Source organism: Actinoplanes sp. NPDC004185 (genome assembly GCF_053603475.1).
In genome coordinates this window covers 68,978-89,495 of sequence record NZ_JBSGFR010000011.1, presented here as the reverse complement: position 1 = coordinate 89,495, position 20,518 = coordinate 68,978, and the positions used below count along the sequence as shown (strand labels likewise).

Here is a 20,518-nt window from a genome sequence, read left to right as displayed (position 1 = left end):
GTCGCGGTGGCCGGAGCAAACTACAGGCAAAGAGGGGGCAACACATGGCCGGTTTCGGGGATCCGCACCTCCACACCGTCGACGCCGCCGGGCTCAAGCTCGGCATCGTCGGCTCGCGCTGGCACGCCGACCTGGTCGACCACATGGTCGAGCGGGCCCAGGCGGCGGCGAAGGCGTGCGGCGTGGAGGACGTGGTCGTGGCCCGGGTGGCCGGCTCGGTGGAGCTGCCGATCGTCGCGCAGGCCCTGGCCAAGCGCTGCGACGCGGTGGTCGCGCTGGGCGTGGTGATCCGCGGGGAGACCGCGCACTTCAACTACGTCAACGACGCGGTGACGGCCGGGCTGACCCGGGTGGCGCTGGACGAGCAGACCCCGGTGGCGCACGGCGTGCTCACCGTGGAGAGCCTGGGCCAGGCCAAGGACCGGGCCGGCCTGGAGGACTCGATCGAGGACAAGGGCTGGCAGTCGACGGTCGCGGTGCTGGACGCGGTCCTGGCCATCCGCGAGCTCAGCAAGGACTGAGATCGTCTAGCTTGTATCTGTGCCGCAGACGTTACGCCGGAGCCGGATCGCCGCCGCGCTGCTCTTCCTGCTCTACGGCACGCTGATCGGCACGTGGACGGCGCGCATCCCGGCGGTGAAGCAGCACCTGGGCCTCAGCGACGGCCGGCTCAGCATCGCCCTGATCGGGCTGGCCCTCGGCGCCGTGACCGGCATGCAGCTCTCCGGCCGGCTGGTCGACCGGTACGGGAGCCGGCGCATCATGATCCCGGCGGCGCTGGTCGACGGGTGCTTCCTGCTGCCGGTGGCCGTGGCCCCGTCGCTGGTGACGCTGACGGCGGCGTTGTTCGCCTTCGGCGTGGTCCACGGCGTGCTGAACATCGCGATGAACGCCCGCGGGGTGGAGATCGAGCGGGCCGCCGAACGGCCGATCATGTCGTCGTTCCACGCCGTCTACAGCATCGGCGGCTTCCTCGGCGCGGTCCTGGGCGGCGTGACCGCGGCCGCCGGGGCGAGCCCGCTGGGCACCTTCGCCGTCGTGGCTGTTCTGGGCGCGGCCCTCGCCTGGTGGTCGCGCCGATGGTCCGCGTCGCTGACCGAGGCCGCGGGCTCCCCGGCCGACGGCCCGGCGCGCCAGGTCCCACTGTCCGGGGTGCTCCTGCTGGGCGCGCTGGCTCTGTGTGCCCTGGTCGGCGAGGGGGCCGCGGCCGACTGGAGCACGGTGTATCTGCGGGACAGCCTGCACAGCACGGAAGGCTTCGCGGCTGCGGCGTTCGCGGCGTTCTTCATCGCCATGACCGCCGGCCGGCTGACCGGTGACCGGCTGGCCGCCCGCTTCGGCGCGGTCCGGCTGGTCCGGGGCTGCGGCCTGCTGGCGGCGGTCGGTCTGGGCACCGCGTTGCTGGTCGGGCAGCCCGTGGCGGGGGTGATCGGCTTCGGGTGTCTGGGAGCCGGGCTGTCCTGCGTCGCCCCGCAGGTGTTCTCGGCAGCGGGTCACCGCAACCCGCAGCGTCCGGCTCAGGCCATCGCCCGGGTGGCGAGCATCGGCTGGCTGGGCTTCTTTGCCGGGCCGGTGCTGATCGGTGGCGCGGCGGAGGCATTCGGGCTGCCGGTGGCGCTGTCGATTCCGGTGCTGCTGGCGCTGCTGGTCGCCCTGGCGGCCGGGGCTCTGCGACCGGCCCGCGAACCCGGCACCAGGGTCCTCAGCCCCAGCTGAACCGTCAGACCCGGCCGGCCGGTCTGGGTGGTTCGGGTGGGCGCCCGCCGGCCGGACCGGCGGCCGGCCCCGGTGGGCTGCCGGGTCAGCGCCCGGCAGCCGGTCAGAGGCGGCCGGCCTCGATGATCCGGGCCAGGAACTGCCGGGTCCGGGCCTCGGTGGGGTCGCCCAGCACCTGCTCGGGCGGCCCGGCCTCGAGCACCCGGCCACCGTCCAGGAAGACCACCCGGTCGGCCACCTGCCGGGCGAAGCCCATCTCGTGGGTGGCCAGCACCATGGTCATGCCCTCGTCCTTCAGGCCGCGGATCATCGTCAGCACCTCGCCGACCAGTTCCGGGTCCAGCGCCGAGGTGACCTCGTCGAGCAGGAGCAGCCGGGGGCTGTTGACCAGGGCCCGGACGATGGCGACCCGCTGCTGCTGACCGCCGGAGAGCCGGTCCGGATAGCTGTCCGCCTTGTCGGCCAGCCCGACCCGGTCCAGCCACTGCAGGGCCTGCTCCCGGGTCTCGGCGGCGGACCGCTTGTGCACCCGTACGGGGGCCAGCGTGATGTTGCGCAGCACCGTCATGTGCGGGAACAGGTTGTACGACTGGAACACCATGCCGATCCGTTGTCGTACCCGGTCCGCGTTCACCCGGGGATCGGAGATGTCCTCGCCGTCGAGGCGGATGGTGCCGTCGTCGATGTCGGTGAGCAGGTTGACGCAGCGCAGCAGCGTGGACTTGCCCGAGCCGGAGGCGCCGATCAGCGCCACCACCTGGTGCTCGTCCACCTCCAGCGACAGGTCGTCGAGCACCACGGCCGCACCGAAGGTCTTCCGGACGTGCTCGCAGGACAGCAGCATGGTCAGGCCCCCGCGGACTGGCGGCGGGCCGCGCGCAGCGTGACCCAGTCGGTGACGCCGATCAACGGCAGGGCGAGCAGCACGAACAGCACCCCCGCCACGATGTACGGCGTGTAGTTGGCGTCCTGCGCGACCCCGATCTGAGCGGCGCGGACGGCGTCGATCGGGCCCGCCAGTGAGACCAGCCCGACGTCCTTCTGCAGCGCCACGGTGTCGTTGAGCAGCGGCGGGGCCACCCGGCGGATCGCCTGGGGCAGCACCACGTGCCGCATCGTCTGCCGGTACGTCAGCCCCAGCGAGCGGGCCGCGGCGAGCTGGCTGGGGTGGACCGACTCGATGCCGGCCCGGAACACCTCGGCCAGGTAGGCGCCGTACGTGATCACCAGGGCGGCCCCGCCCAGCACCAGCACCCCCGGGGTGCCCTGCAGCCGCAGGCCGGGGACGCCGAAGGCCATCAGGTAGATGACGATGATCAGGGGCAGACCACGGAACGTGTACGTGTAGCCGGTCGCGAGTGCCCGTACCGGAAAGAAGACCGGGCCTCGCAGGGTCCGCAGGGTGGCGATCAGCAGCCCGAGCGTCAGCGCGAGCAGCGCGCAGACGACCAGTAACCGGAGGTTGAGCCAGAGGCCCTCGAGGATCTCCGGCAGCCAGCGCCAGGCCACCTCGGGGCTGAAGAACGACACCTTGACGCGGTCCCAGCCGGGCGCGCCGGTGACCGCGACCACGAGCAGCACGCCGACGACCGCGGTCGACAGCGCCGCCAGCAGCACGGAACGGACCGTCTGCCGTCGCCGGTAGGCGATCCGCCCGCGCTGGATCTCGGACGGCTGATGAAGCTCGGTGCTCACGAGAGCTCGGGGGCCCCGCCCGTGCTCGCCAGCCACTGCTTCTCGAGCACCGCGAGGGTGCCGTCCTGCCGCAGCTGGTCGACGGCCTGGGAGACGCAGGTGGTCAACGGCGAGCCGAGATCAAGGACCAGACCGAACTGCTCCGGTACGCCGACCTGCGGCAACTGGCCGACGATCACACCGTTGTCGAGCTCGGCCGCGGTCATGTAGAACGCGGTCGGCAGGTCCACCACGATGCCGTCGACCTGGCCGTTCTCCAGGGCCGCCTTGGCGTCGTCGTTGTTGTTGTAGACCTGGACCTTGGCGGTCGGCTTGATCAGCTCGTTGATCGCCTGGTAGCTGGTGGTGCCGACCTGGGCGCCGAGCTTCGCGCCCTTGAGCTCGGCGATCGTCTTGACGCCGGCGATCTTCGAGCCCTTGGTGGTGATGACCGTCTGCCGGACCAGGTAGTACGGCGAGGAGAAGTCGACCGCCTTGCGCCGCTCCGGCGTGATCGAGAACTGGTTGATGTCGAAGTCGAACGTCTTCGGGCCCGGCGCGATGGCGTTGTTGAACGTCACGTTCGTCCAGACCACGTCCGGCGCCTTGTAGCCCAGGCGCTCGGCGACCTGGAACGCGACCGCGGACTCGAAGCCCTTGCCGTTGGCGGGCTTGTTGTCGCTGAACCACGGCTCGTAGGCCGGGTTGTCGGTGCCGATCGTGAGCTTGCCGGCGGTGCGGGTGCTGAGTGAACCGGGGGCGCAGGCGGGGCCGGAGGCGGAGGCCGACGCGCCGGCCGAGGGGCTCGCCTCGTCGGCGGGCGCGCAGCCCGCGAGGGCGGCGAGGAGTACGGCCGCGCTGCTCAGCGCGGCGACGGTGTTTCTGCTGACCATGACCGCGAGCCTAGGCCACGTCCCAACCGATGGGGTCGTCCGTCGCCATCCCGTGATGAGCTGCCACAATCGTCTCCCGTGAAGACGTTCGAAGAGTTGTTCGCCGAGTTGCAGGCGAAGGCGGCGCAGCGGACCCCCGGTTCGTCCACCGTCGTGGCGCTGGACAAGGGCGTGCACTTCATCGGGAAAAAGGTCGTCGAGGAGGCGGCCGAGTCCTGGATGGCCGCCGAGCACGAGGGGCCGGAGCGGGCCGCGGAGGAGATCTCCCAGCTGCTCTACCAGGCACAAGTCCTGATGATCGCCACCGGGCTCGAGCTCAAGGACGTGTACCGACATCTCTGACGTGCCCTCCGCCTCAATCGAGACCGATCGAAGGAGCACGTCGATGCTGCGCATCGCCATTCCCAACAAAGGCACCCTGTCCACTCCGGCCGCCCAGATGCTGCGCGACGCCGGCTACCGCCAGCGCACCGATCCCAAGGACCTCGTCTGCCGTGACGAGGCCAACAATGTCGAGTTCTTCTACCTGCGTCCCCGCGACATCGCCACGTACGTGGGCTCGGGTGATCTTGATCTCGGTATCACCGGCCGGGACCTGCTGGTCGACTCCGGGGTCCCCGCCACCGAGGTGCTGGATCTGAGTTTCGGCGGGGCCACTTTCCGCTGGGCCGCCCCGGCCGGCGCGCTGGCCTCCGCGGACGAGATCGGCGGCCGCCGTATCGCCACCGCGTATCCCGGCGTGGTCCAGCGCTACCTCGACGAGCATGAGCTCAAGGCCGAGGTGGTCCGCCTCGACGGCGCGGTCGAGAACGCGGTGCGTCTCGGCGTCGCCGACCTGATCGCCGACGTGGTCGAGACCGGCACCACGCTGCGGCAGGCCGGCCTGGTCACCCTGGGCGAGCCGCTGCTGCGCAGCTCCGCGATCCTGATCGGCCGCGAACCGGCCGGCGAGTCCGGCCCCTCGGCCCAGCTCATCCGCCGGCTGCAGGGCGTGCTGGTCGCCCGCAGCTTCGTGATGCTGGCGTACGACGTCCGGGCCGACCTGCTGGAGAACGCGACCGCGCTGACGCCGGGCATCGAGTCCCCGACCGTGTCACCGCTGCACCGCGAGGGCTGGGTCGCCGTGCAGGCGATGGTCCGCCGCAACGACGTGCACCGGATCATGGACGAGCTGTACGAGCTCGGCGCCCGCGCCATCCTGGTCACCGACATCTCCAACTGCCGGCTGTAGGTGGCACGATGGTGACCGTGACTACGACGCAGGCTCCCGTGATCTTCCGGCCGCGGCGCATCCGCTGGGTGGCCGGCTTCTCGGCGGCTGCCGTGGTGATCCTCTTCACCGTGCTGAGCTTCGGTCTGCACGGCTCGACCGGCGACAACATGGGCACGTACCAGCGCGGCGACCAGACCGCGATGATCGGCCTGGGCATCCTGATCGGGCTGGGCATCCTGGCGTTCACCCGGCCGCGGGCGGTGGCGGACGCCGACGGCGTCAAGGTGCGCAACGTGATCGGCGGCTACGACCTGCCCTGGACGGCGGTGCGGGCGGTGCGCTTCGACCGCAACTCACCCTGGGCGACGCTCGAGCTGCACGACGACGAGACGGTGTCGGTCCATGCGCTGCAGGCGGCCGACAAGGAGTACGCCGTGGAGGGTGTTCGCGCACTTCGCGCCCTCCATTCGGCGGCGACTTCCTGAGCTGGTAGACTCGCCCGGTAGTCGACCACGCCCCTCGTCATGAGGGGCGCGAAAGAGGAGCCCGCTGGTTCCCACCCCGTCGCCCTTGAGGTGGCTGGGTCCGGTCAACCGCTCCGGGAATATCCCGGTGTCGGTGTGCGTCCTCATGGACGCCGATGACCGGTCGAGCGGGCCCTGGCATTCGTGCCGGGGCCTTCTGCTTTCCTCGGCGCCCTGCTGAAGTGGGCGTGAGAGGGCCGACCGACATTGGCAGTGCTTCCCCACAGCCGGAGAACCGGTGCCGGGGAGGACATCCACTAGATCGTTCTGAGGAGGCCCCATCAGCGTCGAACCACGCATTAACGAGCAGATCCGGTCGAGGGAAGTCCGGCTGGTCGGCCCCGAGGGTGAGCAGGTGGGCATCGTCCCGCTGGAGCGCGCCCTGCAGCTGGCCGCGGACGTCGATCTGGACCTGGTCGAGGTAGCGCCGATGGCGCGCCCGCCGGTGTGCAAGCTCATGGACTTCGGCAAGTTCAAGTACGAGAGTGCACTCAAGGCGCGCGAAGCCCGGCGTAACCAGCAACAGACCGTCATCAAGGAAATGAAGCTCCGCCCGAAGATCGACCCGCACGACTACGAGACCAAGAAGGGTCACGTGGTCCGGTTCCTCAAGGCGGGCGACAAGGTCAAGGTGACGATCATGTTCCGTGGTCGCGAGCAGAGCCGTCCGGAGCTGGGTTTCCGGCTCCTGCGCCGGCTCAGCGAAGAGATCTCGGAGCTGGGCTTCGTCGAATCCAGTCCGAAGCAGGACGGCCGCAACATGATCATGGTCCTGGCTCCGCATCGGGCGACCAAGGCCGCTGCCGCTGCCGTCATCGCCGCCAACGCGCGCCCGTCCCGCGAGCCGCGTGAGGGCGAAGAGGCCGAGGCACCGCCGGCCGAGGCTGCTGCCGACACCAGCGCCGTAACCGCAGAGTAATCAGAAAGAGGCGTTCCGAGTGCCGAAGATGAAGAGCCACACCGGCATGGGCAAGCGGGTGAAGATCACCGGTAAGGGCAAGATCGTGCGTGAGCTGGCCGGCAAGCGCCACCTGCTCGAGGGCAAGTCCTCGCACGTCACCCGCCGGATGACCGGTACGGTCGTGGTCTCCAAGGCCGACACCCCGCGAGTCAAGAAGATGCTGGGCCGCTGACGCGCGCGCCACACACGTTCCCCTGTTAGGAGTACAGAAATGGCACGCGTCAAGCGGGCAGTGAACGCCCAGAAGAAGCGCCGTACGCTGCTGGAGACTGCCAGTGGCTACCGCGGACAGCGCTCGAGGCTGTACCGCAAGGCCAAGGAGCAGGTGCTGCACTCGATGCAGTACGCGTACCGCGACCGCCGTGACCGCAAGGGCGACTTCCGCCAGCTGTGGATCACGCGCATCAACGCGGGCGCACGGGCCAACGGCCTGACCTACAACCGCCTGATCCAGGGCCTGAAGCTGGCCGGCGTCGAGGTGGACCGCAAGATCCTGGCCGACATGGCCGTCAACGACGCCGCCTCGTTCGCGGCGATCGTCGAGATCGCGCGGGCCGCCGTGGCGGCCGAGGGCACCGGCGGCGCCGCCGCTCAGGCTGCCTGATCGTCAGCACGTTTTCGGGGCGTCTTCCGGGTGACCGGGAGGCGCCCCGATGCTGTTCCGTCCAGGAGGACACGTGACCTTCACCCCCCGTACCCCCAGGGTCGTCGCGGCCCGGCGCCTGCAGCGCCGCCGCGACCGCGACCAGACCGGCCGCTTCCTCGCGGAGGGCCCGCAGGCGGTGCGTTCCGCGCTGGCCGCCGGGGTCGTCCTGGAACTCTTCGGTACGGACGCGGCGCTGACCCGGCACGCGGACCTGGCGACCCAGGCGCCGGTCGTGTCCCCGGTGACCGAGGACGGCCTGGCGGCGCTGGCTGAGACGGTCCAGCCGCAAGGTCTGGTGGCGGTGTGCGAGCAACTGGACGTGCCGCTGACCGAAGCGTTGTCGAAGGGCCCGCGCCTGGTGGCCGTCGCCGCCGAGATCCGCGACCCCGGCAACGCGGGGACGATCCTGCGCACCGCCGACGCGGCCGGTGCCGACGCGGTGATCTTCGCGGGCGATGCGGTCGACCCGTACAACGGCAAGTGCGTGCGGGCGTCCGCGGGCAGCCTCTTCAACGTCGACGTGGTCCGGGCGCCGCTGGGAGTGGTCGATGACCTGCGGGACTTCGGGCTGCAGGTGCTGGCCACGACCGGCTACGGCGACGACGACCTGGACTCTTTGCTGGACGATGGTTCGTTGGCCGGGCCGACGGCCTGGTTGTTCGGATCGGAAGCTCACGGTCTGCCGGAGGACCTGGTGAAGGCGGCCGACAAGCGGGTCCGGATCCCGATCTACGGCGGGGCGGAGAGCCTGAATCTGGCGGCGGCTGCGGCGGTTTGTCTCTATGCCTCGGCGCGCGCCCATCGCCGGCCGGCCGGCGGTCGCAGCGTGACGGCGTGACGGCGTGGCCGCGTGACCGCGTGACCGCGTGACCGCGTGACCGCGTGACCGCGTGACCGCGTGACCGCGGCGGCGTGGCCATGTGGCGGCGTGGCCGCGTGGCCGCGTGACCGCATGGACGGGTGACGCGTGGCCGCCTGGACGCGTGACCGCGTTAGCGCGTGACCGCCGGGACGGGTGACCGCGTGACCGCCAGGAAGCGTTACAGCGTGACCGCGTAGGCGAGGACCGAGACGCCGATGATCGCGTCCACGACACCGCACCATTCCGCGAATGCTCGGGGGACCACCTCGTTCCGGCGGAAGTGCCAGTAGTCCCAGCCGGCGTGCGCGAGCCACCCCAGCCCGACCAGCCAGACGCTCGGCACCGGCCCGGCAAGGACGGCGGCCAGGACCAGCCCCAGATACACCGTCATCGCGACCACCTGCCGGATCAGGACAGCCCACGGGTGCAACGTGCGCCGCACCGCTCCGATGGTGACGTAGGCGAACGCCAGTACCAGCAGCTTCCATGGCGCTAGGGCGGCCGGCTCGATGAGCATGTCCACCGTGATCAGCAACGCCAATGCGGTCGGCCAGCGGGCCAGCAGACCGCTCCTTGGCTCGCGGACGTGTCCGCCGGCGTACTCGTCAGCGCGGTGCAGCATGGCCAGCGCCATGACCGGCAGCATCAGGACGTGGCCGCCGAGGAGCACTGCCGGGCCCGGTGTCAGACCGGCCCACCACGGGACGAGCAGGACCAGGAAGGGCGCGTACATCGCCGCGGTCATCTCGGCTGTCGCGGCGCGGGAGTGGCCCCGGTAGCCCATCCAGACGGCCATCGCGACGGCCATCGTGGTGGCCGTCCACAGCGCCGACACGTCCACCCGGGACGGTGTCCAGAACGGGCCCAGGACCACCATGCCCACGACCATCACGGCGAGCATCTCCAGCAGGTGCCGCGTGAAGGGCCAGGGGCGGGTGCGTACCACTGAGATTGTCATGTCCGAAGCCTCGGCCTCGCGGTGCGCAACCGGCACCGTCGCCGGCTCACCCACCGACCATGAACTTTTCATGGGTCGTCCGTGCGGGGTCCCGCCTAGCATCAGCGCATGCACAGACAGATGCGACGAGCCCGGGTCGTCACTTTGATCGTGCTGGCCACCAACGGGTCGATGGCGTTGTTCCTGCCGGCGATCGGTCTCTGGCGCGAGCCTGAGACGTTCCGGATCGTCCTCGGCGCCGTCGGCATCCTGCTGTTCTCGGCCGCTCAGGGATTCGTCCTGCACGCCCTGGTGACGCCGTGGCTCAGTTCACGGGCCCGCCGCGGTGCCCTGCTGGGCTTCGCCGCCGCGTCCGTCGCGTCCGTGCCGCTGGTCGGCCCGGTCGGCGGCGCCTGGCCGAGCTGGGCCTGGCTGGCCGCCTGCATCATCGGGGTGCTGCCGGTGATCACCCGCAGATGGAGGGCGTTAGCGCTCAGCACTGTCACCGCGGCGGTCGCGGTGTTGACCACACCGGGCTCGGCCCGGGATGCGCTGATCATCTCGATCGGGGTCGGTGCCGGCATAGCGGCGATCAATGCCGTGCAGGTCTGGTTCTGGGAGCTGCTGGTGCAGGCCGAGCAGGGCCGGGCGGCACAGTCCCAGCTGACTGCCGGCGAAGAACGGCTGCGGTTCGCTCGGGACGTGCACGATTCGCTGGGGCACCATCTGTCGGTGATCGCTCTCAAGGCGGAGCTGGCCGAGCGGCTCGTCCCGGTGGATCCACCGCGGGCCGCCCGGGAGGCCGCGGAGGTGCGCGGGCTCGCCACATCTGCTCTGAGCGAACTCCGTGAGGTGGTGCACGGCTACCGCAAGGTCGACCTGCGCGAGCAACTGACCGCCATCGAGCAGGTCCTGGAGTCCTCCGGGGTGCGCTGCACGGTGCAGGCACCCGACGGCGACCTGCCCTCGCCGGTCGCCGAGCCGCTCGCTGCCGTGCTGCGGGAGGCCTCCACGAACGTGCTGCGGCACAGCCGGGCGGCGTGGTGCAGGATCGACATCGTCCGGACCGGGCCTCAGTTCATGATGACCGTGGTCAACGACGGCGCCGGAGACGCCGCCGGGCCCGACTGGCACAGTCACGGCCTGCACGGCCTGGCGGAACGGCTGGCCGAGTCCGGCGGCGTGCTGCGGACCAGAGCGGCGGACGGCCGGTTCACGGTCGAGGCCGTCGTCCGTTCGGCGTCATGATCCGGCTGCTGCTCGCCGACGACGAGGAACTGATCCGCGTCGCCGTGGCCGCGCTGCTCGACCTCGAAGCCGATCTCGACGTGGTGGCCCACGCCGCGGACGGCCACGAGGCGGTGGAGTCGGCGCTGCGGCACCGCCCGGACGTGGCGGTGGTGGACCTGCAGATGCCCCTGGACGGCATTGAGGTCACCACCGAGCTGACCCGCGTCCTGCCGTCCTGCGCGGTGGTCATCCTCACCGGGCACGCCCGGCCCGCGCAGGTGCAGCGGGCCCTGGCCGCCGGCGCGAAGGGCTTCCTGCCCAAGGGTTGCAAGGGCGGCGCGCTCGCCGACGTGATCAGGCGCGTGCACAGCGGCGGCCGGTACGTGGACCCCGGCCTCGCGGCGGACGCCCTCAGCATGCCGGAGTGCCCGCTGACCCAGCGCGAGCTCGACGTGCTGCGCGCGGCCGAGCCCGACGTGCCGGTGTCGCTGATCGCCCGCCGCCTGCACCTGTCGCCCGGGACGGTCCGGAACCACCTGACCGCGATCCTGGCCAAACTCCGCGCCGGCAGCCGAGCCGAGGCCGCGACCGTCGCCCGAGACAACGGCTGGCTATGACATCCGCATCCGCACCGAGACCCCCGTCGCCCGGGACAAAGGGCCGCTCGGTGATACCGGGTTGGCTGCGGCGGTATGCTGTGTCCCATGCGCCGAGTGCACCCGATGATGTTTACCCAGCCCGCTGGTCGCGGGCGCCGGGTCTGACACTCCTGCGCGACTTCCCCTGACCGGCGGGCTGCGGCCCAGCCGCGCCTCCGTACACTGCCCGATGGCTCATCCGGTGTGAGGGAGTTCGCCCGACCATGTCCTACCGCAACGATCCGTACGATCCGAAGCAGGCCGTCCTGCTCGCCCCCGAGGCTCTCGAGGCCGCTGTCGCCGACGCGGAGCAGGCGTTCGCCGGTGCGGGCGACCTTGACGCGCTCGGCGCGTTGAAGCCCGCGCATCTCGGTGACCGTTCGCCCGTGTCGCTGGCCCGGCGCGAGATCGGTTCACTGCCGCCGCACGCCAAGTCGGAGGCCGGCAAGCGTGTCAACGTGGCCCGGCAGTCGATCCAGACTGCGTTCGACGCGCGTCTGGCCGAGCTTGAGCTCGAGCGGGCCGCCCGGGTTCTGGTGGAGGAGCGCGTCGACGTCTCCCTGCCCTGGGACCGGGCCCCGCGCGGCGCCCGGCATCCGTTGACCACGCTGATGGAGCACATGGGCGACCTGTTCGTCGGCATGGGCTACTCGGTGGTCGACGGACCGGAGCTGGAGCTCGAATGGGCGAACTTCGACGCGCTCAACATCGGCCCCGACCACCCCGCGCGCGGGCTCATGGACACGTTCTACGTGGATCTGCCCGGACTGGTCATGCGCACGCACACGTCGCCCGGCCAGGTGCGGACGATGCTGAGCCGCAAGCCTCCCATCTACGTGGTGAGTCCGGGGCGGGCGTACCGCTCGGATGAGCTGGACGCCACGCACACCCCGGTCTTCCACCAGATCGAGGGCCTGGTCGTCGACGAGGGCATCACGCTCGCCCACCTCAAGGGCACTCTCGACCACTTCGCCCGGTCGATGTTCGGGCCGGACGCGCGGACCCGGTGGCGGCCGAACTACTTCCCGTTCACCGAGCCGTCGGCGGAGTTCGACGTCTGGTTCGCCCAGCACCGTGACGGCCCGCGCTGGGTCGAGTGGGGTGGCTGCGGCCTGGTGAACCCGCGGGTGCTGACCGCCTGCGGGATCGACCCCGAGCGGTACTCGGGCTTCGCGTTCGGCCTCGGGGTCGAGCGCACGCTGATGTTCCGTAACGGGGTCAGCGACATGCGCGACATGGTCGAGGGTGACGTCCGGTTCACCCGCAACTTCGGGATGGCGGTCTGATCATGAAGCTGTCTCTGTCCTGGCTGCGCGAGTACGTGCAGCTGCCGGCCGTGTTGTCCGCCGACGAGCTGGAGCGCAAGCTGGTCGGCCTCGGCATCGAGGTGGAGTCCATCGTCGACCAGGCCGCCACCGTCCAGGGCGACCTGGTCGTCGGCCGGGTGCTGGAGATCGAGGAGCTGACCGGTTTCAAGAAGCCGATCCGCTTCACCCGCGTCGACGTCGGCCGCCCCGAGCCGCAGGAGATCGTCTGCGGCGCCCGGAACTTCGAGGCCGGCGACCTCGTCGTGGTCATCCTGCCCGGCGGTGAGCTGCCCGGCGGTTTCAAGATCGGTGCGCGGAAGACCTACGGGCGCAACTCCAACGGCATGATCTGTTCCGCGGCCGAGCTCGGGCTCAGCGGCGACCACTCGGGCATCATCGTGCTGCCCGCGAACTCCGCCGTGCCGGGTGTGGACGCGCGGCCGATCGTCGGGCTCGACGACGTCATCATCGACGTGGAGATCACGCCGGACCGCGGGTACGAGATGAGCATCCGGGGCGTGGCCCGCGAGCTGTCGTACGCGTACGCCTCGGCCTACACCGATCCTGGTGCCGGGTCCGCTCCCGGCGCGACCGCCGAGGCGCCGTACCCGGTGCGGATCGACGACACGGTCGGCTGTGACCGTTTCGCCGCGCGGGTGGTCCGGGGCATCGACCCGTCCGCCCCGTCGCCGGCGTGGATGCAGCGCCGGCTGATCACCGCCGGGGTGCGGACGATCTCCCTCGCCGTCGACATCACCAACTACCTGATGCTCGAGCTCGGCCAGCCGATGCACGTGTTCGACCTGAACCTGCTGCGCGGCGGCCTGGTCGTGCGCCGGGCCCGCCCGGGGGAGAAGCTGACCACCCTGGACGGTGTCGCGCGGGTGCTCGACGCCGAGGACATGGTCATCTGCGACGACTCCGGGCCGATCTCGCTGGCCGCGGTCATGGGCGGCGAGACCAGCGAGGTGCAGCCGGACACGGTCGACGTGCTGCTGGAGGCCGCGCACTGGGATCCGGTGATGGTGGGCCGCACGGCCCGCCGGCACAAGCTGTTCAGCGAGGCGGCGAAGCGCTGGGAGCGGGGCGTCGACCCGCAGCTGCCGCTGGTCGCCCTGGACCGGGCGGTCGCCCTGCTCACCGAGCACGCGGGCGGCACCGTGGATCAGCGGGTGCTGGACCTCGACCACGTCGTCGCGCCGGCCCCGGTGCTGCTCGACACGACCCTGGCGACCCGGCGGATCGGCCTGGCCTACGACACCGAGCAGATCACCACGCTGCTCGGCCAGGTCGGCTGCACGGTCCGCGGGGTCGAGCCGCTCGAGGTCACCCCGCCGTCCTGGCGGCCCGACCTGGTGGCGCCGATCGACCTGGTCGAGGAGGTGGCCCGGCTCGGCGGCTACGACGCCATCCCGAGCATCCTGCCGCCGGTGCGCGGCGGTGGCCGGCTCACCCCGGGGCAGCTGCGCCGGCGCACGGTCGGGCGGGCGATGGCCGAGAACGGCTACGTCGAGGTGCTGTCGTACCCGTTCGTGGCGCCCGGCGCGGCGGACGCGTTCGGCCTGGCCGCGGACGACCCGCGGCGCAGCGCGGTGCGGCTCGCCAACCCGATGTCCGAGCAGGAGCCGCTGCTGCGCACCTCGCTGCTGGCGCCGCTGCTCGGCACGCTCAAGCGCAACCTGGGCCGCGGCGAGCGCGACCTGGCGCTCTACGAGACCGGTACGGTCTTCCTGCCGCACCTGACGGCCGTCGCGCCGCCGGTGCTCGGGGTGGACCGGGGTCCGTCCGACGAGGACTGGGCCGCGGCCAACGCCATCGTCCCCGAGCAGCCGTGGCACCTCGCCGCGGTCCTGATCGGGGAGGCGGCACCGGCCGGCTGGTGGGGCGCGGGACGGCCCGCGACCTGGTCGGACGCGATCGAGGCGGCGCGCATCGCGCTGTCGGCGGCGGGCATGACCCCGGACCGGATCACGGTACGGGCAGCCGAGTACGCCCCATGGCACCCGGGCCGGTGCGCGGCGATCGCGGTCGACGGCACGGTCATCGGGTATGCGGGCGAGCTGCACCCGGGCGTGATCTCGGCCCTGGAGCTGCCGAAGCGCACCTGTGCGATGGAGCTCGACCTGGACGCCGTCCCGGCGACCCCGGTGATCGAGGCCCAGCGGATCTCCACGTTCCCGCCGGCGCTGATCGACGTGGCGCTGGTGGTGGACCAGGCGGTTCCGGCGGCCGAGGTCGAGGCGGCTCTGGCCGAAGGAGCGGGCCCGCTGCTGGAGTCGGTGCGGCTCTTCGACGTGTACGCCTCCGAGCAGGTCGGCGCGGGGCTGAAGAGCCTGGCGTACAACCTGACGTTCCGCGCGCCGGACCGGACCCTGACCGTCGAAGAGGCCGTGGCGGCCCGGGACGCGGCCGTGGCCCTGGCGTCGTCGCGGGTGGGAGCTGTGCTCCGCGGCGCCTGATCGAGCTGGTGACGGCCGGGACTTCCTGCGGGACGTCCCGGCCGCCGAGCCCGGCGAGCGTCGCGGCGATCGACGGGATGGCCGGCGTGCCCGGCGATGCGGCGTGTTCCCGTTCGCGCCGGGCGGGTCCAGGATGGTGCCGTGGACCGGATCGTTCGTGAGGTGCTGTCGGCCGTCGAACGCCACGACCAACTGGCGTTGAAGGCGTTGCTGCACCCGTACCTGCACTAGAGTGAGCCGCGGATCTCGATCCGGGGCCGGGTCAAGGTGCTCGCCCGGCTGGCCGCGTCCCCCACGCCCGCCCCGCCGGCGTCGTACGAGCTGCGGGACGGGCAGGTCTACCGCTGGAACGGCGGCTGATCCGTCGCCGCGGTCACTGCTCGCTGAGGCGGGCGGCATGCGCGGTCTCCTCCGGCGCCACCTCGCCCGGGGCCGACGACGTCAGGGACCAGAAGGACGCCGTACCGTCCGGGCCGGCGAAGGCCCCCGCGGCCAGCGCCGCGTCGATCAGGCCGCGCACCTGCTGCTCGCGGTCCGGCTCCGTCGCGAAGAGAACGTGGACCCGCACCTCGCCGTCGACGCGCACGGCGGCGGTGTGGTGCGCGGCCACCGGGCAGGGCGGTTCGTGCTCCCAGTGACCGCACAGGGCGGTCGTCACCGCGCCGCCCGGCGCCCGCAGGTCGGCCTCCGGGCCCATCATCAGCACGGCGTCATGGGCGAACGCCTGGCGTGTCATCGGATGATCTCGACCGGGGTGCCGGCGGGTGGAGGCACGGCGTCGTGGGCGAACGCCTGGCGTGTCATCCGACGATCTCGACCGGGGTGCCCGGGGCCGGATGGCCGAAGAGCTGGGCCGCGTTCCCGCCGCGGGCCAGCAGCTCGAAGCACATCTTCATGCCGTCGCCGGTGCCGCTGGGCCAGCCGGAACTGCCGGGCGCGAACGACACCTGCCCGGCCGGTACGGCGAACACGCCGTCGCTGACCACGGCCTCGGCCTCCGCGTCGCCGATGCGCACCCGGACGGTCGTGCCCGTCTCGGCCGGCGCCTCGAACCAGCTGGTCTTGAGGTTGCCGTACCCGTCGGTGTAGACGACCGTGCGCTGCGGGGCCGCTCCGATCGGGACCACGTCGCCGAGCAGGTCGTCGTCGCCGCGGACCAGGCCCGCGACCGCGGCCGGGAACACGTCCCGGGAACGGAACTGCGAGCCCGCGTCGGCCACCTTGACTGCGTGCAGCGGGACGCCCTCGTCGGCCAGGAACGACAGGCTGGCCCCGGAGTCCACACCGACGACCAGCACACCGGAGGGCAGCCGCGCCGCGACCAGCCGTTCCCCGGCGTTGTCCTCGCGCGGCTGGTCCTCGTCCTGGCGGGGTGCCACGTTGGCGTAGATCACCCGGTCGGCGGGCCCGGACCCGAAGGCCAGCTGGGCCACGCAGAAGCCGGCACCGACCGTGTCGAACGGCGGCACCGACAGGGCCTCCACCCGGGCCTCGGGCAGCAGCTGCGCGAACGTCTGACGGACCTCGGCGAAGGCGAGGTCCCCGGTGCCGTAGTCGGCCACGACGGTGATGAGCATGCCCTGAGCCTAAGGACAACCGGCCGGATCCGCCGCCTATCGGGCCGTCATCGGCCGGTGAGGAACGAGATCGCCTCTGTCAGGGCCAGGTCGGTCAGGACCGGGTCGTGCCGGGCGCCGACGTCCCGCATGAACGCGTGCTCGCCGCCCCGGTAGATGTGCAGCTCGAGGTCGTCCTGGCCGGCCGCGTACAGGGCGGACAGGATCTCGGCCCGGGCGCCGGCGGGGACGTGCGGGTCCTGGGAGCCGAAGACGATCATGAGCCGGCCCTGGATGTCGGCGGCGCGGGCGAGGGATCCCGCGTCGGCGTCGGCGCCCAGTGCGCCGTTGTGCAGGCCGGTCGGGTAGAAGCACACGGTGGCCGATACGCGCGGGTCGAAGGCGGCCCGGAACGCCAGGTGACCGCCGATGCAGAAGCCGGTCGCGAACAGCGTCGTGACCTCGGCGCGCTGCTGCAGGAAGTCCAGCACCGCGACCCGGTCCTCGTCGAACTGACCGGTGGTGGTCGCGGCCGCCCCGGCCAGGCCGGCCTGCTTGCCCGCGTCGTCGAACTCCAGGACCACGCCGGCCAGCTCGCCGCGCGGATAGATCTCCGGCACGCAGACGACAAACCCGGCCGAGGCCAGGCGCCGGGCGGTGCGCAACGTCGACTCGGTCAACTGGAAGATGTCGGTGTACAGCAGCACGCCCGGCCACGGGCCGTCGCCCGCCGGAGTGATGAGCACCGAGCGGATCTCGTATCCGGACGCCGGTACCCGTACCTCGTCCTCACGCAGCTTCATGCCGGATGACCCTACTGGCCGCCGGCCGCCGGCCCGCGTCAGTCGATGGTGTGGCCCCCGTTGACTGTCAGACGCTCCCCGGTCATGAAGCGGGCGGCGTCGCTGGCCACGAAGGCCACCACGTCGGCGATGTCCTCCGGCTTGCCCAGCCGGCCCAGCGGCACATCCCGTACGTAACCGGCGCTGTCCTCGGCCGTCACCACGCCGTGGCGCTCGACCGGGATCCAGCCCGGCGCCACCACGTTCACCGTGACGCCGTACGCGCCCAGCTCGCGCGCCCATGTCCGGGCCAGACCGATCTGCGCGCCCTTCGCCGCGTTGTACGCCGAGGCGCCCGGCAGCGCCCGCTCGAACGAGTCGGAGCCGATGTGGATGAAGCGGCCCGTGCCCAGCTCACGCATGCCGGGCAGGGTGGCCCGCAGCAGCAGCGTCGGGCTCTTGACGAAGAAGACCAGCTGATCGAGGTGGGCCTGCCAGGAGACCTCGTCGGCCGGCGCCGGCGGTTGCGGGCCGGTCGCGTTGGCCACCACCACCTGGACGGCGCCGAGCTCGGTGGTGATCGCGGCTGCCAGCGCGGCGACCTCGGCCTCGTCCGTGACGTCCGCGCCGAACGCGGCGGCCCGGCCCCCGGCGGCGACGATGTCGGCGACCACCTTCTCCGCGCCCGCCCGGTCGGAACGGTAGTTCACGGCGACCGGCCAGCCGTCGGCGGCGAGGCGCCGGGCGATCTGCGCGCCCAGACCTCGTGAGGCGCCGGTGACCAGGGCGCTGCCCGAGATCGTCAACTCATTCTCCCGTCGTACCGTCGAGCAGTTCGCGGACCGCGTCGGCGTGACCCGCGTGCCGGGCCGTCTCGTTGATCAGGTGGATGAGGACGAAGCGTAGATCCGTGCCGTCGCGGGCTCGTGACGGCGTACCCAGGTCTCCCAGCTCTCGGACCGCGGCGTCCGTCGCCGCGGCCCGCTCGCGGTACGCCGAGATCGCGGCCTCGATCGTCAGCTCCGGGCCGGGGAAGTATTCGTCGGCGCTCTTGCCGGTCGGGCGGCCGAGCATCTCGCCGTCGATCCAGCGCCACTCGACGTGGGTGAGGTGGTTGACCAGGCCGAGCAGCGGCAGCAGCCGGCCGTCCGGGTGCCAGCGGGCCTGCTCGTCGGTGACGCCGCCGGCCTTGCGCAGCACCGCCCCGCGCAGGAAGGCCAGCCAGCGCAGGAAGAGCTCCGGCTCGTCCGGCGTGCCGGTGGGGAAGCCGCTCACATGAGTCCGCCGACGACCGTCAGCTCCTGGCCGGTGAACTCGCCGGTCAGCATCGGCATCGCCCGGGCGATCGCGGCCCGGGTCTCGGGCAGCTGCAAGGATGCCGCGTGGTGGTCCTTGCTCTCCCAGACCTCGTTGACCCAGATCAGCTCCGGGTCGGTCTCGGACACGCCGACCACGTAGAGCCGGCAGCCCACCCCACGCAGCCCGTCCACGCCGCTGAGCAGGATCTTCACCACGTCGTCGCGGTGGCCCGCCGTCGTGCGCATGGTCGCCAGATAGCCGTACGGCACGCCGTTCCTCCCGGTCCCGGGGCACGGAGGTGCCCGCGGGCGACATTACGCCGCCGGGATCGCGAAGCTCAGCTGGCCGGCAGCGGGGCGGCCACCGGGCTGCGGTGACCGTCGCGGTCCACGGCGCGCACGCCGAAGAAGACGTTGTCCTTCGACAGGTCGATCGTCACCGTGGTCACGTCGCCCACCGCCAGCACGTTCGTCCAGTCCGGGGCGGTGGTCTCGCGCCAGACCACCTCGTAGCCGGTCAGGTCGGGGCTCGTGCCGCGCTGCCAGCGCAGCGTCGTCTCGTTGGTCAGCTGGGTGGTGTCGATCACCACACCCTTCGGTGTGCCCGGGGCCTGGGCGAGCGACCACAGGGCCGCCGCGTTCACCCGGGCCACCCGGGCGATGTACTTGAAATCGCAGAACTCGACCAGGTCGCCGTACTGGACGCCGTTCTCGACGCGGACGTTCTGGTGCTCGTGCGCGAAGTTCTCCCGGGGCTCGGTGAGACGGGCCGCCGGATAGCCGCGCAGCAGGAACGAGATGTGGTCGCTGCCCCGCAGGTAGCGGTCGCGGCGCCAGATGACGCGGACCTTCATGCCGGTCTGCGGATTCTCCGCCACGTCCCGGACGAACCGGCCCAGCTGGCGTGACGGCCCGTCGTTCTCGCCGCCGACCGACTTGCGGACGGTGGCCTCGGCGGCTGTCTCGGCGGTGGGCACACCCTCGACGAACAGCCGGACCGTGCGCGGATCCGACGACGACCCGTCGTGCGCGTCGCCGGTGCCGACGATGTCGTTGCTGAACATGGCCTGCACGTCGGTGCCGGCGTTCTTGAACTGCTGAGCCATGTAGTCGGAGCCGTACAGGCCCTGCTCCTCGCCCGCGACGGCGGCGAAGACGACCGTGGCCTCGGTGCGCCGGGTCGCCATCACCCGGGCCAGCTCCATGATCGCCGCCACGCCGGACGCGTCGTCGTCGGCGCCCGGGGCGTCGCTGGTGGCGTCCAGCACGTCGGTCGCCCGTGAGTCGTAGTGGCCGGTCACGACGTACACCCGGCCGGGATCGGTGTCGCCGCGCAGCGTGGCGACGACGTTGGTGATCCGGGTCGGCACCGGGACCCGGGGGGAGACCGGCTGGATGAACGACTGCAGCTCGACGGTCATCCGGCCGCCGGAAGCCGCCGCGTAGGCCGTGAGCCGCTCGAAGATCCAGTCCCGGGCCGCGCCGATGCCGCGCGCCGGGTCGTCCTGCGCGGACAGCGTGTGCCGGGTGCCGAACGCGGCGAGCCGGGTGACGATGGCGCCGATCCTGTTCGGGTCGATCTCGCGCAGCAACGCCCGCAGCTGCTTGTCAGGCGACTGCCCGTGCACGCCCCGCCCGCCGGCATGGGCGGCCCGGGCGCCGAGGACCGGCGTCGCCGCGACGGCCGCGGAGGCGGTCAGGAACGCGCGCCGCGACGAGATGGGCTTTTCGCGGTGATCCGTCATACCCCAGCATCGTCGTCCTCCCCGGGGCAGATGTCCATGCTCATCGATGTCAGATCTCGACTCTTGACCTTCAGTGG

General features: G+C 71.8%; 24 protein-coding genes. 13 read left to right on the top strand and 11 right to left on the bottom strand.

Annotation, left to right across the window (positions count from 1 at the left end; all coding sequences use genetic code 11):
- Positions 1–44: 44 nt before the first annotated feature.
- Together ribH and ACWEOZ_RS13670 are read left to right on the top strand one after the other, a co-directional pair.
- Positions 45–521 (top strand): 6,7-dimethyl-8-ribityllumazine synthase, encoded by a 477-nt coding sequence (gene ribH, locus ACWEOZ_RS13675; RefSeq protein ID WP_451911036.1) that lies wholly within the window; start codon positions 45–47, stop codon positions 519–521.
- 19 nt (positions 522–540) lie between these two features.
- Entirely contained in the window at positions 541–1,716 is a 1,176-nt protein-coding gene (locus tag ACWEOZ_RS13670) for an MFS transporter (RefSeq protein ID WP_451911035.1), read from the top strand.
- Between the two features lie 103 nt (positions 1,717–1,819).
- Here the strand turns inward: ACWEOZ_RS13670 and ACWEOZ_RS13665 are convergent, their stop codons facing one another.
- From ACWEOZ_RS13665 to ACWEOZ_RS13655, 3 genes are read right to left on the bottom strand one after another with little or no spacing between them, the layout of a single operon-like run.
- On the bottom strand, positions 1,820–2,560 hold the full coding sequence (locus ACWEOZ_RS13665; RefSeq protein ID WP_451911034.1) for an amino acid ABC transporter ATP-binding protein: 741 nt from the start codon (positions 2,558–2,560) through the stop codon (positions 1,820–1,822).
- Between the two features lie 2 nt (positions 2,561–2,562).
- Positions 2,563–3,411 carry an amino acid ABC transporter permease gene (locus ACWEOZ_RS13660; RefSeq protein ID WP_451911033.1) on the bottom strand — a complete coding sequence of 283 codons (849 nt, stop codon included), beginning with the start codon at positions 3,409–3,411 and terminating at the stop codon, positions 2,563–2,565.
- Positions 3,408–4,283, bottom strand: coding sequence for an ABC transporter substrate-binding protein (locus ACWEOZ_RS13655; protein ID WP_451911032.1), 876 nt, complete (start codon positions 4,281–4,283; stop codon positions 3,408–3,410). Before ACWEOZ_RS13655 ends, ACWEOZ_RS13660 begins: the two co-directional genes overlap by 4 nt.
- 78 nt (positions 4,284–4,361) lie before the next feature.
- Between ACWEOZ_RS13655 and ACWEOZ_RS13650 the strand changes: the two genes are divergently transcribed.
- From ACWEOZ_RS13650 to ACWEOZ_RS13620, 7 genes are all read left to right on the top strand, one after another.
- Complete coding sequence (locus ACWEOZ_RS13650) at positions 4,362–4,625, top strand: phosphoribosyl-ATP diphosphatase (protein WP_203766914.1); 264 nt, start codon at positions 4,362–4,364, stop codon at positions 4,623–4,625.
- Positions 4,626–4,668: 43 nt separating this feature from the next.
- The gene (gene hisG / locus ACWEOZ_RS13645; protein WP_451911031.1) at positions 4,669–5,514 is read left to right on the top strand and encodes an ATP phosphoribosyltransferase; all 846 of its coding nucleotides are present in this window, start codon (positions 4,669–4,671) and stop codon (positions 5,512–5,514) included.
- Positions 5,515–5,522: 8 nt separating this feature from the next.
- Positions 5,523–5,981 (top strand): PH domain-containing protein, encoded by a 459-nt coding sequence (locus ACWEOZ_RS13640; RefSeq protein WP_451911030.1) that lies wholly within the window; start codon positions 5,523–5,525, stop codon positions 5,979–5,981.
- A 337-nt stretch (positions 5,982–6,318) separates the two neighbouring features.
- Positions 6,319–6,939: a translation initiation factor IF-3 gene (gene infC / locus ACWEOZ_RS13635; protein ID WP_360819621.1), complete on the top strand. Its 621-nt coding sequence runs from the start codon at positions 6,319–6,321 to the stop codon at positions 6,937–6,939.
- A 19-nt stretch (positions 6,940–6,958) separates the two neighbouring features.
- Positions 6,959–7,153: a 50S ribosomal protein L35 gene (gene rpmI, locus ACWEOZ_RS13630; protein WP_212992624.1), complete on the top strand. Its 195-nt coding sequence runs from the start codon at positions 6,959–6,961 to the stop codon at positions 7,151–7,153.
- Positions 7,154–7,192: 39 nt separating this feature from the next.
- Positions 7,193–7,585, top strand: coding sequence for a 50S ribosomal protein L20 (rplT, locus tag ACWEOZ_RS13625; RefSeq protein WP_184991627.1), 393 nt, complete (start codon positions 7,193–7,195; stop codon positions 7,583–7,585).
- A gap of 73 nt (positions 7,586–7,658) precedes the next feature.
- Positions 7,659–8,465 (top strand): TrmH family RNA methyltransferase, encoded by an 807-nt coding sequence (locus tag ACWEOZ_RS13620; protein ID WP_451911029.1) that lies wholly within the window; start codon positions 7,659–7,661, stop codon positions 8,463–8,465.
- Positions 8,466–8,667: 202 nt separating this feature from the next.
- Here ACWEOZ_RS13620 and ACWEOZ_RS13615 read toward each other — a convergent pair whose 3' ends face one another.
- The gene (locus ACWEOZ_RS13615) at positions 8,668–9,447 is read right to left on the bottom strand and encodes a hypothetical protein (protein WP_451911028.1); all 780 of its coding nucleotides are present in this window, start codon (positions 9,445–9,447) and stop codon (positions 8,668–8,670) included.
- A 108-nt stretch (positions 9,448–9,555) separates the two neighbouring features.
- Between ACWEOZ_RS13615 and ACWEOZ_RS13610 the strand changes: the two genes are divergently transcribed.
- The 4 genes from ACWEOZ_RS13610 to pheT all read left to right on the top strand — a co-directional run bounded on the left by ACWEOZ_RS13610 (position 9,556) and on the right by pheT (position 15,060).
- Positions 9,556–10,674: a sensor histidine kinase gene (locus ACWEOZ_RS13610; protein WP_451911027.1), complete on the top strand. Its 1,119-nt coding sequence runs from the start codon at positions 9,556–9,558 to the stop codon at positions 10,672–10,674.
- Positions 10,671–11,273 (top strand): response regulator transcription factor, encoded by a 603-nt coding sequence (locus tag ACWEOZ_RS13605; protein WP_451911026.1) that lies wholly within the window; start codon positions 10,671–10,673, stop codon positions 11,271–11,273. The genes ACWEOZ_RS13610 and ACWEOZ_RS13605 overlap by 4 nt, the downstream gene beginning before the upstream one ends.
- 245 nt (positions 11,274–11,518) lie before the next feature.
- Positions 11,519–12,580: a phenylalanine--tRNA ligase subunit alpha gene (gene pheS, locus ACWEOZ_RS13600; RefSeq protein ID WP_451911025.1), complete on the top strand. Its 1,062-nt coding sequence runs from the start codon at positions 11,519–11,521 to the stop codon at positions 12,578–12,580.
- A gap of 2 nt (positions 12,581–12,582) precedes the next feature.
- Positions 12,583–15,060, top strand: a complete 2,478-nt coding sequence (pheT, locus tag ACWEOZ_RS13595) for a phenylalanine--tRNA ligase subunit beta (protein WP_451911024.1) — start codon at positions 12,583–12,585, stop codon at positions 15,058–15,060.
- A 373-nt stretch (positions 15,061–15,433) separates the two neighbouring features.
- Here pheT and ACWEOZ_RS13590 read toward each other — a convergent pair whose 3' ends face one another.
- From ACWEOZ_RS13590 to ACWEOZ_RS13560, 7 genes are all read right to left on the bottom strand, one after another.
- Positions 15,434–15,796: a hypothetical protein gene (locus tag ACWEOZ_RS13590; RefSeq protein WP_451911023.1), complete on the bottom strand. Its 363-nt coding sequence runs from the start codon at positions 15,794–15,796 to the stop codon at positions 15,434–15,436.
- A gap of 64 nt (positions 15,797–15,860) precedes the next feature.
- Positions 15,861–16,637: an SAM hydrolase/SAM-dependent halogenase family protein gene (locus ACWEOZ_RS13585; RefSeq protein WP_451911022.1), complete on the bottom strand. Its 777-nt coding sequence runs from the start codon at positions 16,635–16,637 to the stop codon at positions 15,861–15,863.
- Positions 16,638–16,684: 47 nt separating this feature from the next.
- A complete protein-coding gene (locus ACWEOZ_RS13580; protein ID WP_451911021.1) occupies positions 16,685–17,419 on the bottom strand; it encodes a dienelactone hydrolase family protein in 735 nt (244 codons plus the stop codon).
- Between the two features lie 38 nt (positions 17,420–17,457).
- The gene (locus ACWEOZ_RS13575; RefSeq protein WP_451911020.1) at positions 17,458–18,204 is read right to left on the bottom strand and encodes an SDR family oxidoreductase; all 747 of its coding nucleotides are present in this window, start codon (positions 18,202–18,204) and stop codon (positions 17,458–17,460) included.
- A gap of 1 nt (position 18,205) precedes the next feature.
- A complete protein-coding gene (locus ACWEOZ_RS13570) occupies positions 18,206–18,673 on the bottom strand; it encodes a mycothiol transferase (protein ID WP_451911019.1) in 468 nt (155 codons plus the stop codon).
- On the bottom strand, positions 18,670–18,966 hold the full coding sequence (locus tag ACWEOZ_RS13565) for a putative quinol monooxygenase (RefSeq protein ID WP_451911018.1): 297 nt from the start codon (positions 18,964–18,966) through the stop codon (positions 18,670–18,672). Before ACWEOZ_RS13565 ends, ACWEOZ_RS13570 begins: the two co-directional genes overlap by 4 nt.
- 68 nt (positions 18,967–19,034) lie before the next feature.
- The gene (locus ACWEOZ_RS13560; protein WP_451911017.1) at positions 19,035–20,441 is read right to left on the bottom strand and encodes a M28 family metallopeptidase; all 1,407 of its coding nucleotides are present in this window, start codon (positions 20,439–20,441) and stop codon (positions 19,035–19,037) included.
- Positions 20,442–20,518 lie beyond the last annotated feature (77 nt).

Coding starts and splice junctions, on each gene's coding strand:
- ACWEOZ_RS13590 (WP_451911023.1), bottom strand. CDS start 15,796: ATGACACGCCAGGCGTTCGCCCATGACGCCGTGCTGATGATGGGCCCG.
- ACWEOZ_RS13640 (WP_451911030.1), top strand. CDS start 5,523: ATGGTGACCGTGACTACGACGCAGGCTCCCGTGATCTTCCGGCCGCGG.
- pheT (WP_451911024.1), top strand. CDS start 12,583: ATGAAGCTGTCTCTGTCCTGGCTGCGCGAGTACGTGCAGCTGCCGGCC.
- ACWEOZ_RS13615 (WP_451911028.1), bottom strand. CDS start 9,447: ATGACAATCTCAGTGGTACGCACCCGCCCCTGGCCCTTCACGCGGCAC.
- ACWEOZ_RS13605 (WP_451911026.1), top strand. CDS start 10,671: ATGATCCGGCTGCTGCTCGCCGACGACGAGGAACTGATCCGCGTCGCC.
- ACWEOZ_RS13580 (WP_451911021.1), bottom strand. CDS start 17,419: ATGAAGCTGCGTGAGGACGAGGTACGGGTACCGGCGTCCGGATACGAG.
- ribH (WP_451911036.1), top strand. CDS start 45: ATGGCCGGTTTCGGGGATCCGCACCTCCACACCGTCGACGCCGCCGGG.
- ACWEOZ_RS13585 (WP_451911022.1), bottom strand. CDS start 16,637: ATGCTCATCACCGTCGTGGCCGACTACGGCACCGGGGACCTCGCCTTC.
- pheS (WP_451911025.1), top strand. CDS start 11,519: ATGTCCTACCGCAACGATCCGTACGATCCGAAGCAGGCCGTCCTGCTC.
- ACWEOZ_RS13610 (WP_451911027.1), top strand. CDS start 9,556: ATGCACAGACAGATGCGACGAGCCCGGGTCGTCACTTTGATCGTGCTG.
- hisG (WP_451911031.1), top strand. CDS start 4,669: ATGCTGCGCATCGCCATTCCCAACAAAGGCACCCTGTCCACTCCGGCC.
- ACWEOZ_RS13665 (WP_451911034.1), bottom strand. CDS start 2,560: ATGCTGCTGTCCTGCGAGCACGTCCGGAAGACCTTCGGTGCGGCCGTG.
- rplT (WP_184991627.1), top strand. CDS start 7,193: ATGGCACGCGTCAAGCGGGCAGTGAACGCCCAGAAGAAGCGCCGTACG.
- ACWEOZ_RS13560 (WP_451911017.1), bottom strand. CDS start 20,441: ATGACGGATCACCGCGAAAAGCCCATCTCGTCGCGGCGCGCGTTCCTG.
- ACWEOZ_RS13655 (WP_451911032.1), bottom strand. CDS start 4,283: ATGGTCAGCAGAAACACCGTCGCCGCGCTGAGCAGCGCGGCCGTACTC.